The following is an 18,764-nucleotide window of genomic DNA, read 5'->3' as shown; positions in this document are numbered from 1 at the left end:
ACCTGCCGGCCCTGCGGCTGCAAGCGGGCGAACTTACCAGATAGATTCAGGGTGCGCCACTCCCGGTTGTCGACGCCCGTCACGCAGGGGTTGCCAACTGCAGCAGCCCGCTGTGGCTGGGTATACATCGTCTCGAATGTTGATTTTAGTCGTTTTGCAAGCGCTTGCCGGGTTCATCTTGGACGGCCAGGCAGGCAATAGAGCATGTTTTACCGCGAGGGTTCGGTAGAATCCTGATTTTGTCCTCACCGTTAAGGAAGGCTAATGGCTCAGCCCTACAGTGCGCGCAGTCGCGCCATCGAACCTTTTCATGTCATGGCGTTGCTGGCGCGAGCCAATGAGTTGCAAGCGGCAGGCCATGATGTGATCCACTTGGAGATCGGCGAGCCGGATTTCACCACGGCTGAGCCGATCATCAAGGCGGGTCAGGCGGCGTTGGCCAATGGCAAGACCCGCTATACCGCGGCCCGTGGCCTGCCGGAATTGCGTGAAGCCATCAGCGGTTTCTACCAGCAGCGCTACGGATTGAACGTCGATCCCGAGCGCATCCTGATCACCCCAGGGGGCTCCGGCGCACTGTTGCTGGCCAGCAGTCTGTTGGTGGACCCCGGCAAGCATTGGCTGCTGGCAGACCCGGGTTACCCGTGTAACCGGCACTTCCTGCGCCTGGTGGAAGGTGCCGCGCAACTGGTGCCGGTAGGCCCTGACGTGCGTTATCAACTGACCGCTGACCTGGTGGCCAAACACTGGGATCAGGACAGCGTGGGCGCGTTGGTTGCCTCCCCGGCGAATCCCACCGGCACGATCCTCACGCGTGATGAATTAGCCGGGCTTTCCGACGCAATCAGGGCGCGTAACGGCCATCTGGTGGTGGATGAGATCTATCACGGCCTGACCTACGGCACTGACGCCGCCAGCGTGCTGGAGGTCGACGATGAGGCCTTCGTCCTGAATAGTTTTTCGAAGTATTTCGGCATGACCGGTTGGCGCCTGGGCTGGCTGGTGGCGCCGCCGGCTGCGGTCGGCGACCTGGAAAAACTGGCGCAAAATCTTTATATCAGCGCGCCCAGCATGGCCCAACATGCGGCGCTCGCCTGTTTTACCCCGCAGACCCTGAGCATTTTGGAGGAGCGCCGTGCCGAATTTGGCCGGCGTCGCGATTTCCTGCTGCCCGCCTTGCGCGAGTTGGGCTTCGGGATTGCCGTAGAGCCGGAAGGTGCGTTCTATTTGTATGCCGATATCAGTGCGTTCGGCACAGATGCCTTCGCATTTTGTCGTCATTTCCTAGAAACCGAGCATGTCGCCTTTACCCCCGGTCTGGATTTTGGCCGCTATCAAGCGGGCCATCATGTGCGCTTTGCCTACACGCAAAACCTTGATCGACTACAGGAGGCGGTGGAACGAATCCAGCGTGGCCTGCGGAGCTGGCAAGGCTGATGCGTTTTTATCCTCCCCTCGAAGAAGGCCGGCTGATTCGCCGCTATAAGCGCTTTCTCACCGATATCGAAACCGTTACCGGCGAGTTGTTGACTATTCACTGCCCAAATACCGGTTCGATGCTCAATTGCATGGTGGAAGGCGGGCAGGTCTGGTTCAGTCGCTCCAATGACCCCAAGCGCAAGTTGCCCGGCACCTGGGAAATTGCCGAAACGCCCCAGGGCCGCTTGGCGTGCGTTAACACGGCACGCGCCAATCCGTTGGTCGAGGAGGCGTTGCGCGCTGGCGTGATCACTGAACTCAACGGTTTCACCGCGTTGAAGCGGGAAGTGCCTTACGGCCAGGAGAAAAGCCGCATCGACTTTCGTCTCGAATATCCCGACGGCGCGGCGTATGTGGAAGTCAAAAGTGTCACGCTGGGGTTTGATGGCACCAGGGTTGCCGCTTTCCCCGATGCGGTGACCCAGCGTGGCGCCAAGCACCTGCGGGAACTGGCGCATCTGGCGCGTGAAGGTGTGCGGGCGGTGCAGTTGTATTGCGTCAACCTCTCGGGGATTGACGCGGTGCGCCCGGCGCTGGAAATCGATGCTGCCTACGGTGCGGCCTTGCGCGAGGCTAAAGCTGCCGGGGTGGAAGTGTTGGCGTATGGGGTGCGCGTGACGTCCGAGGAGATTTGCGTGGACCGTCGTTTAGACGTGCTGCTCGACTAGAGATCCACCCACAGGCCCTGCGCGTCTTCGCGACCGCGCAGGGCCTTGAGGCTTGTACCTGCGCATGGGCCGGCAATGCACTCGCCGCTTTCGATCAGGAACAGCGCGCCATGGGTAGCGCACTGGATCAGGCTGGCGCTGTCGTCTAGGAACCGGTCGGGTTGCCACTCCAGTGGAATGCCGCGATGTGGGCAGCGGTTGATATAGAAGTAGGCGATGCCGTCCCGGCGTACCGCCAGCAGCGGCGTGCCATCCATCGTAAAACCGAGGCTGCTGTTGGGCGCGAGCATGTCCGAGGGGCAGAGAAACTTCATTTCAATCCTTAAGTGCCTTGACGTTCAAATGCAAACAATTATCAAATGCCGGCTTCGCCCGTTAGCTGACTGGGTGCTCAGTTCGATGTCCGGCAGGGGTTATCTGTCACATCGATGAGTGCTCGAAAGGCCCTGCCCTTTGGAAGGAAACCCTGTTATGCGCCTGAGTGCCAGCGCTATTGCGCTTGTTGTCGGACTGCTGGTCAACCATGGGGCGCAAGCCTCTGAACTGCCACAACGCTGGGTGAGTGCCGGTGGGGCGCTGTCGGAATGGGTCACGGCGTTGGGCGGTGAGCCGAAGTTGGTGGGTGTGGATACCACCAGCCAGCATCCTGAATCGCTCAAGGCGTTGCCAAGTATCGGCTATCAGCGGCAATTGTCGGCCGAAGGCATTCTCAGCCTTCGCCCACAGGTGCTGGTGGGGACTGAAGAGATGGGGCCGCCGCCGGTGCTGGCGCAGATTCGCAGTGCAGGTGTCCAGGTCGAGATGTTTTCGGCGCAGCCGGATTTGCCGACCTTGAGGGGTAATCTTCAGCACTTGGGTAAGTTGCTGGGAGATGAGGCTAACGCCAGTGCATTGTTTACCGGATATGAACGGGCCCTTGATCACCAGAAAAGCTGGGTCGCCAAGGCTCAGGCCGCGCAGAAGGCACCGGGCGTGTTGCTGCTGATCGGTCATGCTGGCGGCAAGCCGTTGATTGCCGGTAAGGACACGGCGGGCGATTGGGTGGTGCAGCAGGCCGGCGGGCATAACCTGGCTACCCACAGCGGTTACAAGCCGTTTTCGGCGGAGTCGTTGGCAGGGTTGAGCCCGGATGTGCTGGTGTTTGCCGACCGCGCTCTTACGGGGGACGCGGCGCGCGCGGCGTTGTTCAAGGAGAATCCGATCCTGGCTTCGACGCCGGCGGCCAAGCGTGGCCGCGTGTTCGAGCTGGACCCGACCTTGCTGGTGGGTGGGCTTGGACCGCGCCTGCCGCAAAGTCTGGTGAAACTCTCGGCCGGTTTTTACCCATCACAGGCTAAACCTGCCCCATGACCACGCTGGTTAAGCCGAAAACGCTGTTCATCGGCCTGGCGCTGTTATGCCTGTTGGCGACCTGGCTCTCGTTGGCGTTGGGCCCGGTAAGCTTACCGTTGCTGGATACGCTCAAGGCGGCATTGCGCTTGATGGGCGTGCCGATAGAGGCGCACGGCCTGGAGCAGGCTGAGTTGATCCTGGGGCAGATTCGTTTGCCGCGTACGTTGCTCGGTTTGGCGGTTGGCGGCGTATTGGCATTGTCCGGCGTGGCCATGCAAGGGTTGTTTCGTAACCCGCTGGCCGATCCGGGGTTGGTCGGGGTTTCCAGCGGGGCGGCACTGGGGGCGGCAATCGCCATTGTCGGCGGTGCATTTTTTGGTGGGTTACCGGAGGCATTCGGGCCTTATGTGCTGTCGCTGTGCGCGTTTCTAGGCGGGCTGGGCGTGACCGCGCTGGTTTATCGACTGGGGCGTCGTAACGGTCAGACCAATGTGGCGACGATGCTGCTTGCCGGCATTGCCCTCACTGCACTGGCAAGCTCGGCGGTGGGCCTGTTCACCTACCTGGCGGACGACGCCACCCTGCGTACCCTGACGTTCTGGAACCTTGGCAGCCTCAACGGCGCGAGCTATTCGCGGTTATGGCCCTTATTGCTGGTCAGTGCCGGTGTGGCGCTCTGGTTGCCGCGCCGGGCCAAGGCATTGAATGCGCTGTTGCTCGGTGAATCCGAAGCCAATCACCTGGGAATTGATGTTGAAGGGCTCAAGCGCGAGTTGGTGTTCTGTACCGCATTAGGTGTAGGTGCTGCGGTGGCTGCGGCGGGCATGATTGGTTTTGTCGGGCTGGTGGTGCCGCATCTGGTCAGGTTGCTGGCCGGGCCTGATCACCGCGTGCTGCTGCCGGCGTCGATATTGGCGGGCGCGAGTTTGTTGCTGTTTGCCGACTTGGTTGCGCGACTGGCCTTGGCACCGGCTGAATTGCCGATTGGTATCGTGACTGCGTTTATTGGCGCGCCGTTTTTTCTTTACCTGTTGTTACGGGGGCGTGCCTGATGCTGCGTGTTGAAGACCTGCAGATCCGGCGTGGCCACAAGGTCGTGCTGGCGGACGTCACTCTGGAGTTGCTGCCGGGTGAAGTGATCGGTGTGCTGGGTCCCAATGGCGCGGGTAAGAGTACGTTGCTGGGGGCGTTGTGCGGTGAGTTGCATCCGGATCAGGGCGAGGTGTGGTTGGGGCAGCAGGCGTTGAAAGACTGGAGCGGACCGCAGCGCGCGCAGCGGCTGGCGGTGTTGCCACAAACCTCGACCCTGGACTTCGCGTTCCGTGTCGAAGAGGTGGTCGGCATGGGCCGTTTGCCCCACCAGGCGGGGCGTGTGCGCGATGATGAAATTATCCACGCAGCCTTGCTGGCGGCAGACGTCGCACACTTGAAAGGTCGCAGTTACTTGGCGCTGTCTGGCGGCGAGCGTCAACGTGTGCACTTCGCGCGGGTGCTGGCGCAACTATGGCCAGGTGAGTCGGGGCAGACATTGCTGCTGGATGAGCCGACATCGATGCTGGACCCCCTGCATCAGCACACGACCCTGCAAGCGATCCGCCGCTTTGCCGATCGTGGTGCAGCGGTGCTGGTGATCCTCCATGACCTGAACCTGGCTGCGCGCTACTGTGATCGCATTTTGCTGCTGGAGCAGGGCCGTCCCCACGCCTTGGATACACCGGCGCAGGTGCTGCGGCCCGAGCCGCTTAAGGCCGTGTTTGGTTTGGAAGTATTGGTTCAGCCGCACCCGGAGCGTGGGCATCCGTTAATCATTGCTCGCTGAGGCGTGCTTTTTCACAGGCAAAAAAAGACCCGGCAAAAGCCGGGTCAAATAACCGTGATTAGCCTGATGAGGAGATAATCTGAGAGTCCGAACCAATGGTCTTTCAGTTATCGGCTGATCTCGCGACCAGTTGTGATAATCATAACGATTCTCATTTGAGAGTCAACAGTTGTTTTTGAAGGATCTGCGGTTTTCCTCAAACGTCCGTTCGAAGTGCGCGTAAACATTGGGCCTTGCCGACGACCTAGCTCTTCTGACGCGCTGAAATGGCATCCAGCTGGCGGTTCAACGCCTCCTTACGCTCGACCGGAATGTCATTCCAGTGCACGTCCATCAGGGCCCCTTCGATCGCATAGAGCAACACTTTTGATGCGCGAAACCCGCGAGTCCTGACGGCTCGATACGCATCGACCGCTCCCAGGCGACGCAAGTCGGATGCACTGTGGATGCCCACCGCATGCAGCCACTGCGCTGAAGTCTTGCCAAGGTTTTTCAGGTGTTGCAGCTCATCGTTCATCAAGCCTCCTTGCGACGGCCGAATGGTGCGGTGGGTATCGTGACCAGGCAGGCCTGAACAGCAGTGTAGCGCTCAGTAGGAAAAGCGTAGTTCTTTGGTCCGAAACGGCCAAAAAGCTTATAAGAATGGCGCGGGGATTTTGACGCTGGGCAGGCGTGAAGCACCCGCTACGCGTTGCGCGTAGTCGGGCTTGGATCGAATGTTACTTGGTGCGGTAGCGCAGGCGAGTGCCGAAATTGACCGACATGAGGATCTCATCGGCAGTCAATTCAGGCGGGAAGTAGGTGCCCGAAATCTGCGCATGGGCCAGGCTGGCGCCTTCCATTGAGCAGTCGCGCAAATCCAGGCCGCGCAAGTCGGCGGAGCGGAAATACGCGTCGGTGAAGTCCACGCCGGTGGCGTTCAGGTCGCGCAAGTCCAGCCCACGGAAGTCGCCGCCGCGCATGTCGATAATGCCGCCTGCCGGGCGTGCCTGATTGAAGCCACGAATATCGTCTTTATGCAGGAGTGCGTAGAGCGGTGTATCTAGAAGCTTGGGCTGACTCATGAAAACGACTCCTGTTGGATTTATGACGCCATTATAGTGCCACTATTTCTTGGGCGTGCGTCCAAGTAGACGACACGCCCAAGAAATTTTTCTTACAGGCCTGGCAGGCGCTGGCGAATTTGTGCGACCAACGCATCGAGGGTTCCACTTTGGTTGGTCTCGACGCGTTTACTCAGCAACAGTTCTTCGGCGGTCAGTGGGTCACGGTTGGCCTGTTGTTCTTCGATAACGCTCAGGGTCGCGTCGGATGGATCGTTTTTGTCGGCCTGACGTTGCGCCAACCAACTGGTGATAACCGCCTGTGGCGCGTTGCAGTCCAGGATCAGGAACGGCGCCCCCGTGGCTTCGGCCACCTTGGCTGCGGCGTCGCGTTGTTCGCGTTTGAGGAAGGTGGCATCCACTACTACCGGGAAGCCGGCGCGCAGCACGGTATCCGCGATGTCATTCAAGCGAGCGTAGGTCCTGGCGCTGGCGTCGGATGCATAGATGCCGGCCTGGGGCGTGTTTTCCACCTGCTGCTCGCCGAACATGCGCTTGCGCTCCACGTCCGAGCGCAGGCGTACAGCGCCCAATGCTTCCACCAGGCGCATGGCCACGTGGCTTTTGCCCACTGCCGAGACGCCATGGGTAATTGCCAGGAAGCGCGATGGAATGGTGCTGTAGCTTTCTGCCAGGTTGGCGTAGTTGCGGTATTGGCGCAGGGTCGTGGCGCGCTGCACCGGGCTTGCCTCGCTCGGCATGCTGAACAGCGCCACCTTGGCACGTACCAGGGCGCGGTAGGCTTTGTAGAAGTTCAGCACTTCAAGGCCCTGATAGTCACCGGTCAGTTCCAGGTACTGGCTGATAAAGCGCCGCGCCAGGGACTTGAGGCCGCGGTCTTCCAGGTCCATGGCCAGGAAAGCGGTGTCGGCGTACACATCGGTGAAGCGAAACGGCTCGTTGAACTCGATGCAGTCGAAGATCACCACGTTGCCGTCAATCAAGGTGGCGTTGCCGAGGTGGATGTCACCGTGGCACTCGCGGGTGAAACCGTCGAGCTTGCGCTGTGCCAGCAGCGGTTTCAGGCGCTCGAAGCTGCTTTCGGCCCAGGCTTGCAGGGCTTCCAGTTGAATCAGGTCGGCCTTGTCGCTGAGGAATGGGCGGATCTGGTCGAAGTTCTGCCGTACCGGCGCCATCACTTCATCGGGGGTGCCGGCCGCGTGGTCCTGCGGCACTTTTGGTGCGGCGAGGTGAAAGCGTGCGATCTGCCTGGCCATTTCATCGATGTGCGTGGCGGTCAATTCGCCATTGGCTTGCAGGGTGCTGAGCAGTTGGCTTTGCGGGAACTGACGCATCTTCAGGGCATATTCGATCACCGGGCCGTCGCCACCCAATTGTGGGGCTTCGGCAGTGCCGGTAATCGGCAACACTTCCAGATACAGATCCGTTGTCAGGCGTTGGTTGAGGCGCAGCTCTTCGTTGCAGAAGTGCCCGCGTTTCTCCAGGTCGGTGAAGTCCAGGAACCCGAAGTTCATCGGTTTTTTCAATTTATAAGCGTAGGGGCCGGTCAAGATGACCCATGAAATATGCGTTTCGATGACTTGGAACGCTTCAACCGGATGAGGGTACAAAGCCGGGTTTTGCAGGGCTGCGATCAGTGACTGGCTCACGGGCGATCCTTCAGAGTCGGGGGGAAATCATGGCGCGCATTATGGCTGCTACGGGCGGTCGTGCAAACCGCTGTCCGGCTCATGTTGATCATCAATAAAGTGCGTATAATCCGCCGCCATGACTCGAACCCGATCTCCCCGTTCCCGTAAAAAACCTCCTTCCCGCGGCCTGCGCCCGTGGCTTGGCTGGGCGCTCAAGCTCGGCCTGGTAGGCCTTGTGGTGCTCGCTGGCTTTGCGGTCTACCTCGACGCTGTGGTCCAGGAGAAGTTCTCCGGCAAGCGCTGGACTATCCCGGCCAAGGTGTACGCACGCCCGCTGGAACTGTTCACCGGCCAGAAGCTGAGCAAGGATGACTTCCTCACCGAACTCGACGCCCTGGGCTATCGACGCGAACCCGTGAGCAATGGTCCGGGGGCGGCTGCGGTCAGCGGCAACACCGTCGACCTCAATACCCGCGGCTTTCAGTTCTATGAAGGCCTGGAGAAAGCCCAGCCTGTGCGCGTGCGCTTCTCCGGCGACTACGTGGCCGAACTGTCCTCCCTTAACGGTTCGAAGTTGCCGGTGGTACGCCTGGAACCGCTGATGATCGGCGGGATTTACCCGAAGAACCTTGAAGATCGCATCCTGATCAAGCTTGATCAGGTGCCGCCGTATCTACTGGAAACGTTGGTGGCTGTAGAGGACCGCGACTTTTATAGTCACTGGGGCGTTTCGCCGAAGTCGATTGCCCGTGCTGTCTGGGTGAATACATCCGGAGGCAGGATGACCCAGGGCGGCAGTACGCTGACCCAGCAGTTGGTGAAGAACTTCTACCTGACCAACGAGCGCAGCCTGACCCGTAAGCTCACCGAAGCCATGATGGCGATGCTGCTCGAGCTGCACTACAGCAAGCAGGAGATCCTTGAGGCGTACCTCAACGAGGTATTCGTCGGCCAGGATGGTCAGCGCGCGGTGCACGGCTTCGGTTTGGCCAGCCAGTTCTTTTTCGGTCAGCCGCTGTCGGAGTTGAAGCTGCATCAAGTGGCCTTGTTGGTGGGCATGGTCAAGGGGCCTTCCTACTACAACCCGCGTCGCAATCCGGAGCGTGCGCTTGAGCGCCGTAACCTGGTGCTCGATGTGCTTGAACAGCAAGGCGTTGCCACGGCGGAACAAGTGGCCGCGGCGAAGAAAATGCCACTGGGTGTGACAACCCGCGGGAAGTTGGCGGACAGTTCATTCCCAGGCTTTATCGATCTGGTAAAGCGCCAGTTGCGTGAAGACTACCGCGACGAAGACTTGACCGAAGAAGGCCTGCGGATCTTCACCAGTTTCGACCCGATCCTGCAGATGAAGGCAGAAGCGTCGGTCAACGACACCTTCAAGCGCCTGACGGGCCGTAAGGGCGCCGACGAAGTAGAAGCCGCCATGGTGGTGACCAACCCGGAAACCGGTGAAGTCCAGGCCATGATCGGCAGCCGCCAGGCCAGCTTTGCCGGTTTCAACCGCGCACTGGATGCCGTGCGGCCGATCGGCTCGCTGGTCAAGCCGGCGGTCTATCTGACGGCGCTGGAAAAACCGAGCAAATACACCCTCACCAGCTGGCTGTCGGATGATCCACTGTCGGTCAAAGGAGGGGACGGCCAGGTCTGGACGCCGCAGAACTTTGATCGCCGCTCCCACGGCACGGTGTTCCTGTACCAGGGCTTGGCCCATTCCTATAACATTTCCACGTCCCGGCTCGGCTTGGAGGTTGGCGTGCCGAATGTCCTCAAGACACTCGCGCGCCTGGGCATCACCCGCGAATTCCCGGCTTTCCCGTCGATTCTGCTGGGTGCCGGTGCCATGACGCCGATTGAAGTGGCGACCATGTACCAGACCCTCGCCAACGGTGGCTTCAACACCCCGATGCGCGGGATCCGCAGTGTACTGACGGCGGAGGGGGAGCCGCTCAAGCGCTATCCTTTCCAGATTCAGCAGCGTTTCGATGCGGGCTCCATCTATCTGATCCAGAACGCCATGCAGCGTGTGATGCGTGAAGGTACCGGCAGCTCGGTCTATAAAGTCTTGCCTTCCAACCTGACACTGGCGGGCAAGACCGGTACCAGTAACGACTCCCGTGACAGCTGGTTCGCCGGTTTCGGCCAGGATGTGCTCGCCGTGGTGTGGCTGGGCCGTGACGACAATGGCAAGACACCATTCACCGGCGCCACTGGCGCATTGCAGGTCTGGACCAGTTTCATGCGCAAGGCCGACCCGCTGCCGCTGAACATGCCGCAGCCGGATAACATCGTGCAGGCCTGGATTGATCCGCATACCGGCCAGGGCTCCGATGCCAACTGTCCGGGCGCGGTGCAGATGCCGTATATTCGCGGCAGCGAACCACCAGCCGGTGCTGCGTGCGGTGGCGGAGCCCCTGCAGATGCGGAATCGGTGATGGATTGGGTCAAGGGCTGGATGAATTAAGCAAAGAGGGTTTCAAGTGAACAAGTGGTGGATTCCAGCTATTACAGCTCTGGCTTTGCTCGGCGGTTGCTCCAGCGTGCAGCGCGGCTCTATTCCTGTGGTGGATTCGAGTACAGCTGTCTCCAATAATGACCGGATATCGGCCAATGGCGGTTTCCGCCAAACCGTGACCAACCGTCCGGCCCAGGCCAGGCCTCAGGCCGTGCCGCAGGATTCGGGTGTGGTCGTGATGGTGCCGGGCGGCGGTGCAGCTACCTCGGCGCCAATCAGTGCCGAGCCTTGGACGCCTGGGCCAAGCACCTCCGGGCCGATCGATTCCGCGCCGATGCAGACCGCGCCGATCAACCAGGGTACCTACACCATGCCGTCGACGCCGAGCGGCATTCCATCGTCCTCCAGCGCTGGCGGCTTGTCAGCCGACGAGCAATTGGACGGCCCGGTGCTGGCGTTGCTGACCACCGCGCAGCAACAGCAGGCGGGTGGTGACTTGAATGGTGCGTCATCCAGCCTTGAGCGTGCGCAACGTGTTGCTCCGCGCGAGCCGCAAGTGCTGTATCGCCTTGCCCAGGTACGCATGGCCCAGGGTGATGCGCCCCAGGCCGAACAATTTGCTCGTCGTGGTCTCACGCTGGCCAACGGTCGTCCCGACCTGCAAGCCAGCCTGTGGGCGTTGATCGGCGATGCGCGTGCGGCACAAGGTGACGCCGCCGGCGCTGCCCAGGCTCGGCAAAAAGCCAAGGTCAGCCTCTGATGGATGCTCGGTTTCCAGCGATTGCCGAACAGTTATTGCTGATCGAGCGCGAATTGCGCGTGCAGGGCTGGTGGGACGAAGTGTCCCCCAGCACCGAGGCGCTCAGCAGCGTCGAGCCGTTTGCGGTCGACACACTGGACTTCCACCAGTGGTTGCAATGGATCTTCCTGGTGCGCATGAAACAGATTCTCGAAGAGGACCTGCCGTTGCCCAATGCGTCAGGCATTCTCGAAATGGCCGAGATGGTCTATGCCGATCGGCCTCAGGAGAGTCTTGGTTTACGTAACGCGCTGAAAAAGTTCGATCAACTGATCGTCGACGCTCGTTAATTGCCTGGCTGCCGGTTTTTCCGGCAGTCTTGCGCACATTTCTACCGCTTGACGACATTCAGGCGAGTTTTATCCCTCCTCAAAGCCCTTTCTTCTACGTTCTCATGCGCTTAGTTGGAAAAAAGCGCAATTATTGCTTGACTTGAGAGGCCTGAAACAGAAGAATCCAAAGTCCGCTGTATCGGGACTGCCAGAAGCAGGCCCGCTCAGCAGATCATGAGGCGCACATCCGCGCCGACCTGTTACACCCGCAACGCGTTACCTCGCGCTGGGTGGGAAAAGCCCGCAACACTTGGGACGATCCCAATACTTGCTCAGTCAGTGCTGACGTAGTCGGCGACCACCGTCGCTCATGCTCTGTTGAGAAGTAAACCTATTAAGACCCGTCGGTTTTAAACGGACGGTATTCTGGCGTTTTAGAGGTGAACAACGTGGAGCTTTTATCTGGCGGTGAGATGCTCGTCCGCTTTTTGCGTGACGAAGGCGTCGACTATATCTACGGGTACCCAGGTGGTGCTCTGCTGCATGTTTACGACGCACTGTTCAAGGAACCGGCTGTTACCCACATCCTGGTTCGCCACGAACAGGCCGCGACCCATATGGCTGACGGTTATGCCCGTGCCACCGGTAAAGCCGGTGTGGTACTGGTAACGTCCGGTCCAGGCGCAACCAATGCCATTACTGGCATCGCGACTGCTTATATGGACTCCATCCCGATGGTGATCATTTCCGGCCAGGTGCCAAGCACCATGGTGGGGACCGATGCGTTCCAGGAAACCGACATGATCGGTATCTCCCGGCCGATCGTGAAACACAGCTTCATGATCAAGCATGCGTCGGAAATCCCGGACGTCATGAAAAAGGCCTTCTACCTCGCGCAGTCCGGTCGCCCGGGGCCTGTCGTGGTCGATATCCCGAAAGACATGACCAACCCGGCTGAAAAATTCGAATACGTTTTCCCGAAGAAAGCCAAGCTGCGTTCCTACAGCCCGGCCGTTCGTGGGCACTCGGGCCAAATCCGCAAGGCGGCAGAAATGCTCCTGGCGGCCAAGCGTCCCGTGTTGTACTCGGGTGGTGGCGTGATCCTGGGCGGCGGTTCTGCACCGCTGACCGAACTGGCCAAGCTGCTCAACCTGCCGGTCACCAACACCCTGATGGGCCTCGGCGCATTCCCGGGTACGGACCGTCAGTTCGTGGGCATGCTGGGCATGCACGGCAGCTACACCGCCAACCTGACCATGCACCATGCCGACGTGATCCTGGCAGTGGGCGCACGTTTCGATGACCGCGTGATCAATGGCGCGAGCAAGTTCTGCCCGAATGCCAAGATCATCCACATCGACATCGACCCGGCGTCCATCTCCAAGACCATCAAGGCCGACGTGCCGATCGTAGGTCCTGTTGAAAGTGTATTGACCGAAATGGTTGCTGCGCTCAAGGACATCGGTGAGACGCCGAACAAGGAATCCGTTGCCAGTTGGTGGAAGCAGATCGACGAATGGCGCGGTGACCGCGGCCTGTTTCCTTACGACAAGGGTGACGGCAGCATCATCAAGCCACAAACCGTGATCGAGACCCTCTGCGAAGTGACCAAGGGCGACGCCTTTGTGACCTCCGATGTGGGCCAGCACCAGATGTTCGCCGCGCAGTATTACAAGTTCGACAAGCCTAACCGCTGGATCAACTCCGGTGGCCTGGGCACGATGGGCTTTGGTTTCCCAGCAGCTATGGGTGTGAAACTGAGTTTCCCGGACTCTGACGTCGCGTGCGTCACCGGTGAAGGCAGCATTCAGATGAACATCCAGGAACTGTCGACGTGCCTGCAGTACGGTCTTCCGGTGAAAATCGTGTGCTTGAACAACGGTGTGCTGGGTATGGTTCGTCAGTGGCAGGACATGAGCTACGGTAGCCGTCACTCCCATTCCTACATGGAATCGCTTCCGGATTTCATCAAGTTGGTTGAAGCCTATGGCCACGTCGGCATTCGCATCACTGATCTGAAAGATCTGAAGCCGAAGATGGAAGAGGCGTTCGCCATGAAGGACCGCCTGGTGTTCCTCGATATTCAAGTGGATACCAGCGAGCACGTCTACCCGATGCAGATCAAAGACGGCTCCATGCGCGATATGTGGCTGAACAAGACGGAGCGTACTTAATCATGCGGCACATTATCTCCCTGCTTCTGGAGAACGAACCCGGCGCTCTGTCTCGTGTTGTCGGCCTGTTTTCGCAACGCAACTACAACATCGAAAGCCTGACCGTGGCACCGACCGAAGACCCGACCCTGTCGCGCCTGACGTTGACCACCGTGGGCCACGATGAGGTGATCGAGCAGATCACCAAGAACCTCAACAAGCTGATCGAAGTGGTCAAGTTGGTCGACCTGTCGGAAAGCGCCCACATCGAGCGCGAGCTGATGCTGGTTAAGGTTAAGGCCACGGGTGCTCAACGTGCCGAGATCAAGCGCACTACCGATATTTATCGCGGGCAGATCGTCGATGTGAGCGCCAGTGTTTATACCGTTCAACTGACCGGTACGAGCGACAAGCTGGACAGCTTCATCCAGTCGATCGGGACGGCCTCGATTCTGGAAACGGTACGCAGTGGTGTCACCGGGATTGCCCGTGGCGACAAAGTACTCAGCATCTAACCCAAATTAGCGAATGGCCTTACGGCCTGGATATATAGAGGAACCTCATGAAAGTTTATTACGATAAAGATTGTGACCTGTCGATCATCCAGGGCAAGAAAGTCGCCATCATCGGCTACGGCTCCCAGGGTCACGCGCAAGCTTGCAACCTGAAAGACTCCGGCGTTGACGTGACTGTTGGCCTGCGTAAAGGCTCGGCCACCGTTGCCAAAGCCGAAGCTCACGGCCTGAAAGTGACTGACGTTGCTTCCGCCGTTGCTGCAGCCGACCTGGTCATGATCCTGACCCCGGACGAGTTCCAGTCCGCGCTGTACAAGAACGAAATCGAGCCGAACATCAAAAAGGGCGCCACCCTGGCCTTCTCCCACGGCTTCGCGATCCACTACAACCAGGTTGTACCGCGCGCTGACCTCGACGTGATCATGATTGCGCCGAAAGCACCGGGCCACACCGTACGCTCCGAGTTCGTCAAAGGCGGTGGTATCCCTGACCTGATCGCGATCTACCAGGATGCTTCGGGCAATGCCAAGAACGTTGCGCTGTCTTACGCTGCCGGCGTAGGTGGCGGTCGTACCGGCATCATCGAAACCACCTTCAAGGACGAGACCGAAACCGACCTGTTCGGCGAGCAGGCCGTTCTGTGCGGCGGTACCGTTGAGCTGGTTAAAGCCGGTTTCGAAACCCTGGTTGAAGCTGGCTACGCGCCGGAAATGGCCTACTTCGAATGCCTGCACGAACTGAAGCTGATCGTTGACCTCATGTACGAAGGCGGTATCGCCAACATGAACTACTCGATCTCCAACAACGCCGAATACGGCGAGTACGTGACTGGCCCGGAAGTGATCAACGCCGAGTCCCGCCAAGCTATGCGCAACGCCCTGAAACGTATTCAGGACGGCGAGTACGCCAAAATGTTCATCAGCGAAGGTGCTACCGGCTACCCTTCGATGACCGCCAAGCGTCGTAACAACGCTGCTCACGGTATCGAAGTCATCGGCGAGCAACTGCGCTCCATGATGCCGTGGATCGGTGCCAACAAGATCGTCGACAAAGCCAAAAACTAAGTCGTACGTATCAACAGAAAACGCGGCTTAGGCCGCGTTTTTTCGTTTGAGGGGCGGGTTCTGGTATAAAGCTGCATCGTTTGCGGGCGAACACTCGCCGCAAGTATTGGTCGAATTTTTTTCACACCGTTGCAAGGTAAAGTCCATGAGCGAACGTCCCGAAGAGCCAAGCCAGGCTTCTGACGCCGAAAGCCTGCTACCGATCGATGAACATGTCGAAGAAGGGCATGACGCTGAAGGCCGTAAGGTCCGGCATCGTGGCATCTATTTGCTGCCCAATCTGTTCACTACGGCAAACCTGTTTGCCGGGTTCTATTCCATCATCAACTCAATGAGTGCCCAAAGTGCCCTGGCGGCGGGTGATGCGGCGAGCGCCAGCAAGTATTTCGGCTTTGCTGCCATCGCAATCTTTGTGGCCATGGTGCTGGACGGCCTTGATGGTCGCGTGGCGCGCATGACCAACACCCAAAGCGCCTTCGGTGCCGAGTATGACTCGCTATCGGACATGGTTGCCTTTGGTGTTGCGCCTGCACTGCTGGCCTTCGCCTGGGCGCTGGGGGACATGGGCAAGGTTGGTTGGATGGTCGCCTTCATCTATGTCGCGGGTGCGGCGTTGCGTCTGGCGCGCTTCAATACCCAGGTGGGTACTGCTGACAAGCGTTACTTCATTGGTCTGGCCAGTCCGGCGGCAGCGGGCGTGGTCGCGGGTATCGTCTGGGCGTTCAGTGACTACGGCATCCAGGGTTCAAAAATGTCGTTCCTGGTGGCGTTGATGGTCGCTGCGGCCGGTATGCTGATGGTCAGCAACATCAAGTACAACAGCTTCAAGGAGCTTGATCTCAAAGGGCGTGTGCCTTTCGTGGCGATCCTGGCAGTGGTATTGGTGTTCGCGGTGGTCTTCAGTGATCCTCCTCGGATCCTGCTATTGGCCTTCCTGGTCTACGCCGCTTCGGGGCCGATTCAGTACTTGCTGCATATGCGTCGGGACAAAACGTTGCCTTAATGTAATTTCCCCCATACTCCGCAGTCTATTGGTGCATCAGTTCTCCAATGCTGCGGAGTTGCCATGTTAATCAAATTGCCCAAAGCGTCCGATTGCCAAGAATCGGATGTCACGCCTGAATCCTTCTACCTTTCTCGCCGTAGCTTGCTCGGTGGTGCGCTTGCCAGCATTGCTGCCAGCAGCCTGCCGCGTTGGGCCAGTGCTGACGAGGCCGCGCGTTATCCCGATGTTGAGCCTGGCAAGGCGCCCAATTGGTTTGCCGAAAAATTGCCGGCAACGAAATGGCAGGCGGTGACGGTCAAGGATGAGCCCATCACCCCGTTCAAGGACGCAACCCACTACAACAACTTCTACGAGTTTGGTACAGACAAGGGCGATCCTGCGAAAAATGCGGGCTCGCTCAAGACCGAGCCCTGGAGTGTGGTGATCGATGGTGAGGTCGCAAAGCCGGGGCGTTACGCCCTTGAAGACTTCATGAAGCCCTATCAATTAGAAGAGCGGATCTACCGTTTACGCTGTGTCGAGGCGTGGTCGATGGTCATCCCGTGGATGGGTTTTCCGATCTCTGCCTTACTCAAGCAGGTTGAGCCGACCTCCAAGGCCAAATACATCCGCTTTGAAACCCTCCAGGATGCCAAGAGCATGCCTGGGCAGCGTTCGAGTTTTGGCTTGATCGACTGGCCTTATGTAGAAGGGCTGCGTCTGGATGAAGCGATGAACCCTTTGGCGATTCTGGCCGTTGGCATGTATGGGCGCGAGTTGCCCAATCAGAACGGTGCACCGTTACGTCTGGTCGTACCTTGGAAGTACGGTTTCAAGAGCGTGAAATCCATCGTGCGTATCAGTCTTGTAAGCGAGCAGCCCAAAACCACTTGGCAGAGTATCGCGGCGGATGAATATGGCTTCTATGCGAATGTGAACCCTACGGTGGATCATCCCCGCTGGACCCAGGCGCGGGAGCGTCGTCTGCCAAGTGGGCTGTTCAGTCCCAATGTGCGTGAGACGCAGATGTTCAATGGCTACTCGGATGAGGTCGCCTCTTTATATACAGGCCTCGATCTGCGGAAGAACTACTGATGCGTTACCCCATCTGGCGCATTGGCGTTTTTATAGCTGCGGCAGTGTGGCCGTTATTATGGCTGTATGAGGCATGGAGTTTTGCCTTGGGGCCGGATCCGGGCAAGGTGCTGGTTGATCGGCTTGGCCTGGGTACCCTGATCCTCTTGCTGATTACCCTTGGAATGACGCCGCTGCAGAAACTGAGCGGTTGGGCGGGGTGGATCGCGGTGCGCCGGCAGCTTGGATTGTGGTGCTTTGCTTATGTAGTGGCGCATTTAGCGGCTTACTGTGTGTTTGTCCTGGGGCTGGATTGGTCGCAATTGGGTGTGGAGCTGCGTAAGCGGCCCTACATTATTGTGGGGGCGCTGGGGTTCTTGTCTTTGTTTGTGTTGGCGGTGACTTCTAATCGCTATAGCCAACGCCGACTGGGTAGTCGCTGGAAGAAGCTGCATCGGCTGGTGTATGTGATTCTTGGGCTTGGTCTGTTGCACATGCTGTGGATCGTGCGAGCTGATCTGAAGGAATGGGCTATCTATGCTTCTATAGGTGCGTTGCTTCTGGTACTGCGTGTACCGCCAGTGGCGCGCCGAATCCCCCGACTTATTACTAAAAAAGCACCCACTGCAACAAAAGCGTAATTAACGCTTGACCGCAGATTGTAGACGTCTATAATTCGCCCCACTTCCGGCGCAGTCGAAACGCAAAACTCCTTGGTAAACAAAGAGTTATGCAGAATAAGGCAGCGGATTGCTTCAGTTCATCGAAGCCCAGAAGGAGTTGATAGAGTCATGTTGTTTGACGCTATTAACGATTCGATCTTCTCGGTCGAAAGCGGAGAAAAAGAGGTGTTGACAGCAGCGTGTAACGCTGTAGAATTCGCCTCCCGCTAACGAGAGATCGGAAGCGCAAGTGGTTGAAGTTGTTGAAGAAATCTTCGAAAGCTTCTGAAAATAATCACTTGACAGCAAATGAGGCTGCTGTAGAATGCGCGCCTCGGTTGAGACGAAAGCTCTTAACCAACCGCTCTTTAACAACTGAATCAAGCAATTCGTGTGGGTGCTTGTGGAGTCAGGCTGATAGTCAACAAGATTATCAGCATCACAAGTTACTCCGCGAGAAATCAAAGAATAACCAACGATTGCTGAGCCAAGTTTAGGGTTTCTTAAAAACCCAAAGATGTTTGAACTGAAGAGTTTGATCATGGCTCAGATTGAACGCTGGCGGCAGGCCTAACACATGCAAGTCGAGCGGTAGAGAGAAGCTTGCTTCTCTTGAGAGCGGCGGACGGGTGAGTAATGCCTAGGAATCTGCCTGGTAGTGGGGGATAACGTTCGGAAACGGACGCTAATACCGCATACGTCCTACGGGAGAAAGCAGGGGACCTTCGGGCCTTGCGCTATCAGATGAGCCTAGGTCGGATTAGCTAGTTGGTGGGGTAATGGCTCACCAAGGCG

General features: G+C 58.6%; 18 protein-coding genes and 1 rRNA gene. 15 read left to right on the top strand and 4 right to left on the bottom strand.

Going from position 1 to position 18,764, the window contains the following annotated elements:
* Positions 1–264 precede the first annotated feature (264 nt).
* Positions 265–1,437: a pyridoxal phosphate-dependent aminotransferase gene (locus F6S08_RS26825; RefSeq protein WP_065947695.1), complete on the top strand. Its 1,173-nt coding sequence runs from the start codon at positions 265–267 to the stop codon at positions 1,435–1,437.
* Positions 1,437–2,147 (top strand): DNA/RNA nuclease SfsA, encoded by a 711-nt coding sequence (sfsA, locus tag F6S08_RS26820; RefSeq protein WP_065925299.1) that lies wholly within the window; start codon positions 1,437–1,439, stop codon positions 2,145–2,147. The genes F6S08_RS26825 and sfsA overlap by 1 nt, the downstream gene beginning before the upstream one ends.
* Here sfsA and F6S08_RS26815 read toward each other — a convergent pair.
* Positions 2,144–2,461 (bottom strand): Rieske (2Fe-2S) protein, encoded by a 318-nt coding sequence (locus F6S08_RS26815; RefSeq protein ID WP_065947696.1) that lies wholly within the window; start codon positions 2,459–2,461, stop codon positions 2,144–2,146. The genes sfsA and F6S08_RS26815 overlap by 4 nt on opposite strands.
* Before the next feature lie 157 nt (positions 2,462–2,618).
* Here F6S08_RS26815 and F6S08_RS26810 point away from each other — a divergent pair, with 157 nt between their 5' ends.
* The 3 genes from F6S08_RS26810 to F6S08_RS26800 are packed head-to-tail and all read left to right on the top strand — an operon-like array spanning position 2,619 to position 5,298.
* Complete coding sequence (locus F6S08_RS26810; RefSeq protein ID WP_315872560.1) at positions 2,619–3,497, top strand: hemin ABC transporter substrate-binding protein; 879 nt, start codon at positions 2,619–2,621, stop codon at positions 3,495–3,497.
* 50 nt (positions 3,498–3,547) lie between these two features.
* Positions 3,548–4,531, top strand: a complete 984-nt coding sequence (locus F6S08_RS26805) for a FecCD family ABC transporter permease (RefSeq protein WP_162844277.1) — start codon at positions 3,548–3,550, stop codon at positions 4,529–4,531.
* Positions 4,531–5,298: a heme ABC transporter ATP-binding protein gene (locus F6S08_RS26800; protein WP_065925295.1), complete on the top strand. Its 768-nt coding sequence runs from the start codon at positions 4,531–4,533 to the stop codon at positions 5,296–5,298. The genes F6S08_RS26805 and F6S08_RS26800 overlap by 1 nt, the downstream gene beginning before the upstream one ends.
* A 244-nt stretch (positions 5,299–5,542) precedes the next feature.
* On the opposite strand, the gene F6S08_RS26795 is transcribed toward F6S08_RS26800, so the two are convergent.
* The 3 genes from F6S08_RS26795 to F6S08_RS26785 form a co-directional block, all read right to left on the bottom strand.
* Entirely contained in the window at positions 5,543–5,815 is a 273-nt protein-coding gene (locus tag F6S08_RS26795) for a TfoX/Sxy family protein (protein WP_027605391.1), read from the bottom strand.
* Positions 5,816–6,017: 202 nt separating this feature from the next.
* Entirely contained in the window at positions 6,018–6,362 is a 345-nt protein-coding gene (locus F6S08_RS26790; protein ID WP_065925294.1) for a pentapeptide repeat-containing protein, read from the bottom strand.
* Between the two features lie 92 nt (positions 6,363–6,454).
* Positions 6,455–8,011: an AAA family ATPase gene (locus tag F6S08_RS26785; protein WP_065947699.1), complete on the bottom strand. Its 1,557-nt coding sequence runs from the start codon at positions 8,009–8,011 to the stop codon at positions 6,455–6,457.
* Between the two features lie 118 nt (positions 8,012–8,129).
* Here F6S08_RS26785 and mrcB point away from each other — a divergent pair, with 118 nt between their 5' ends.
* The 10 genes from mrcB to F6S08_RS26735 form a co-directional block, all read left to right on the top strand.
* Entirely contained in the window at positions 8,130–10,454 is a 2,325-nt protein-coding gene (gene mrcB / locus F6S08_RS26780; RefSeq protein WP_065938262.1) for a penicillin-binding protein 1B, read from the top strand.
* Positions 10,455–10,470: 16 nt separating this feature from the next.
* Positions 10,471–11,205, top strand: coding sequence for a tetratricopeptide repeat protein (locus F6S08_RS26775; RefSeq protein ID WP_065925291.1), 735 nt, complete (start codon positions 10,471–10,473; stop codon positions 11,203–11,205).
* The gene (locus tag F6S08_RS26770; protein ID WP_065947701.1) at positions 11,205–11,534 is read left to right on the top strand and encodes a YqcC family protein; all 330 of its coding nucleotides are present in this window, start codon (positions 11,205–11,207) and stop codon (positions 11,532–11,534) included. The genes F6S08_RS26775 and F6S08_RS26770 overlap by 1 nt, the downstream gene beginning before the upstream one ends.
* Positions 11,535–11,965: 431 nt before the next feature.
* Positions 11,966–13,690, top strand: coding sequence for an acetolactate synthase 3 large subunit (locus F6S08_RS26765; protein WP_065925350.1), 1,725 nt, complete (start codon positions 11,966–11,968; stop codon positions 13,688–13,690).
* Between the two features lie 2 nt (positions 13,691–13,692).
* A complete protein-coding gene (gene ilvN, locus F6S08_RS26760; protein WP_003176102.1) occupies positions 13,693–14,184 on the top strand; it encodes an acetolactate synthase small subunit in 492 nt (163 codons plus the stop codon).
* A gap of 47 nt (positions 14,185–14,231) precedes the next feature.
* On the top strand, positions 14,232–15,248 hold the full coding sequence (gene ilvC / locus F6S08_RS26755) for a ketol-acid reductoisomerase (RefSeq protein WP_003176099.1): 1,017 nt from the start codon (positions 14,232–14,234) through the stop codon (positions 15,246–15,248).
* 145 nt (positions 15,249–15,393) lie between these two features.
* Positions 15,394–16,251, top strand: a complete 858-nt coding sequence (gene pssA, locus F6S08_RS26750) for a CDP-diacylglycerol--serine O-phosphatidyltransferase (protein ID WP_027605398.1) — start codon at positions 15,394–15,396, stop codon at positions 16,249–16,251.
* A 63-nt stretch (positions 16,252–16,314) separates the two neighbouring features.
* Positions 16,315–17,328 carry a protein-methionine-sulfoxide reductase catalytic subunit MsrP gene (msrP, locus tag F6S08_RS26745; protein ID WP_065925289.1) on the top strand — a complete coding sequence of 338 codons (1,014 nt, stop codon included), beginning with the start codon at positions 16,315–16,317 and terminating at the stop codon, positions 17,326–17,328.
* Entirely contained in the window at positions 17,328–17,948 is a 621-nt protein-coding gene (msrQ, locus tag F6S08_RS26740; RefSeq protein ID WP_065925288.1) for a protein-methionine-sulfoxide reductase heme-binding subunit MsrQ, read from the top strand. The genes msrP and msrQ overlap by 1 nt, the downstream gene beginning before the upstream one ends.
* Before the next feature lie 544 nt (positions 17,949–18,492).
* Positions 18,493–18,764: ribosomal RNA gene (locus tag F6S08_RS26735) — 16S ribosomal RNA — on the top strand; the annotation flags it as partial.

Source organism: Pseudomonas sp. JV449 (assembly GCF_032424295.1).
GTDB classification, from domain to species: Bacteria; Pseudomonadota; Gammaproteobacteria; order Pseudomonadales; family Pseudomonadaceae; genus Aquipseudomonas; species Aquipseudomonas marginalis.
The sequence above is the reverse complement of the archived record's forward strand: the minus strand, read 5'-3'. Positions and strand labels throughout refer to the sequence as shown.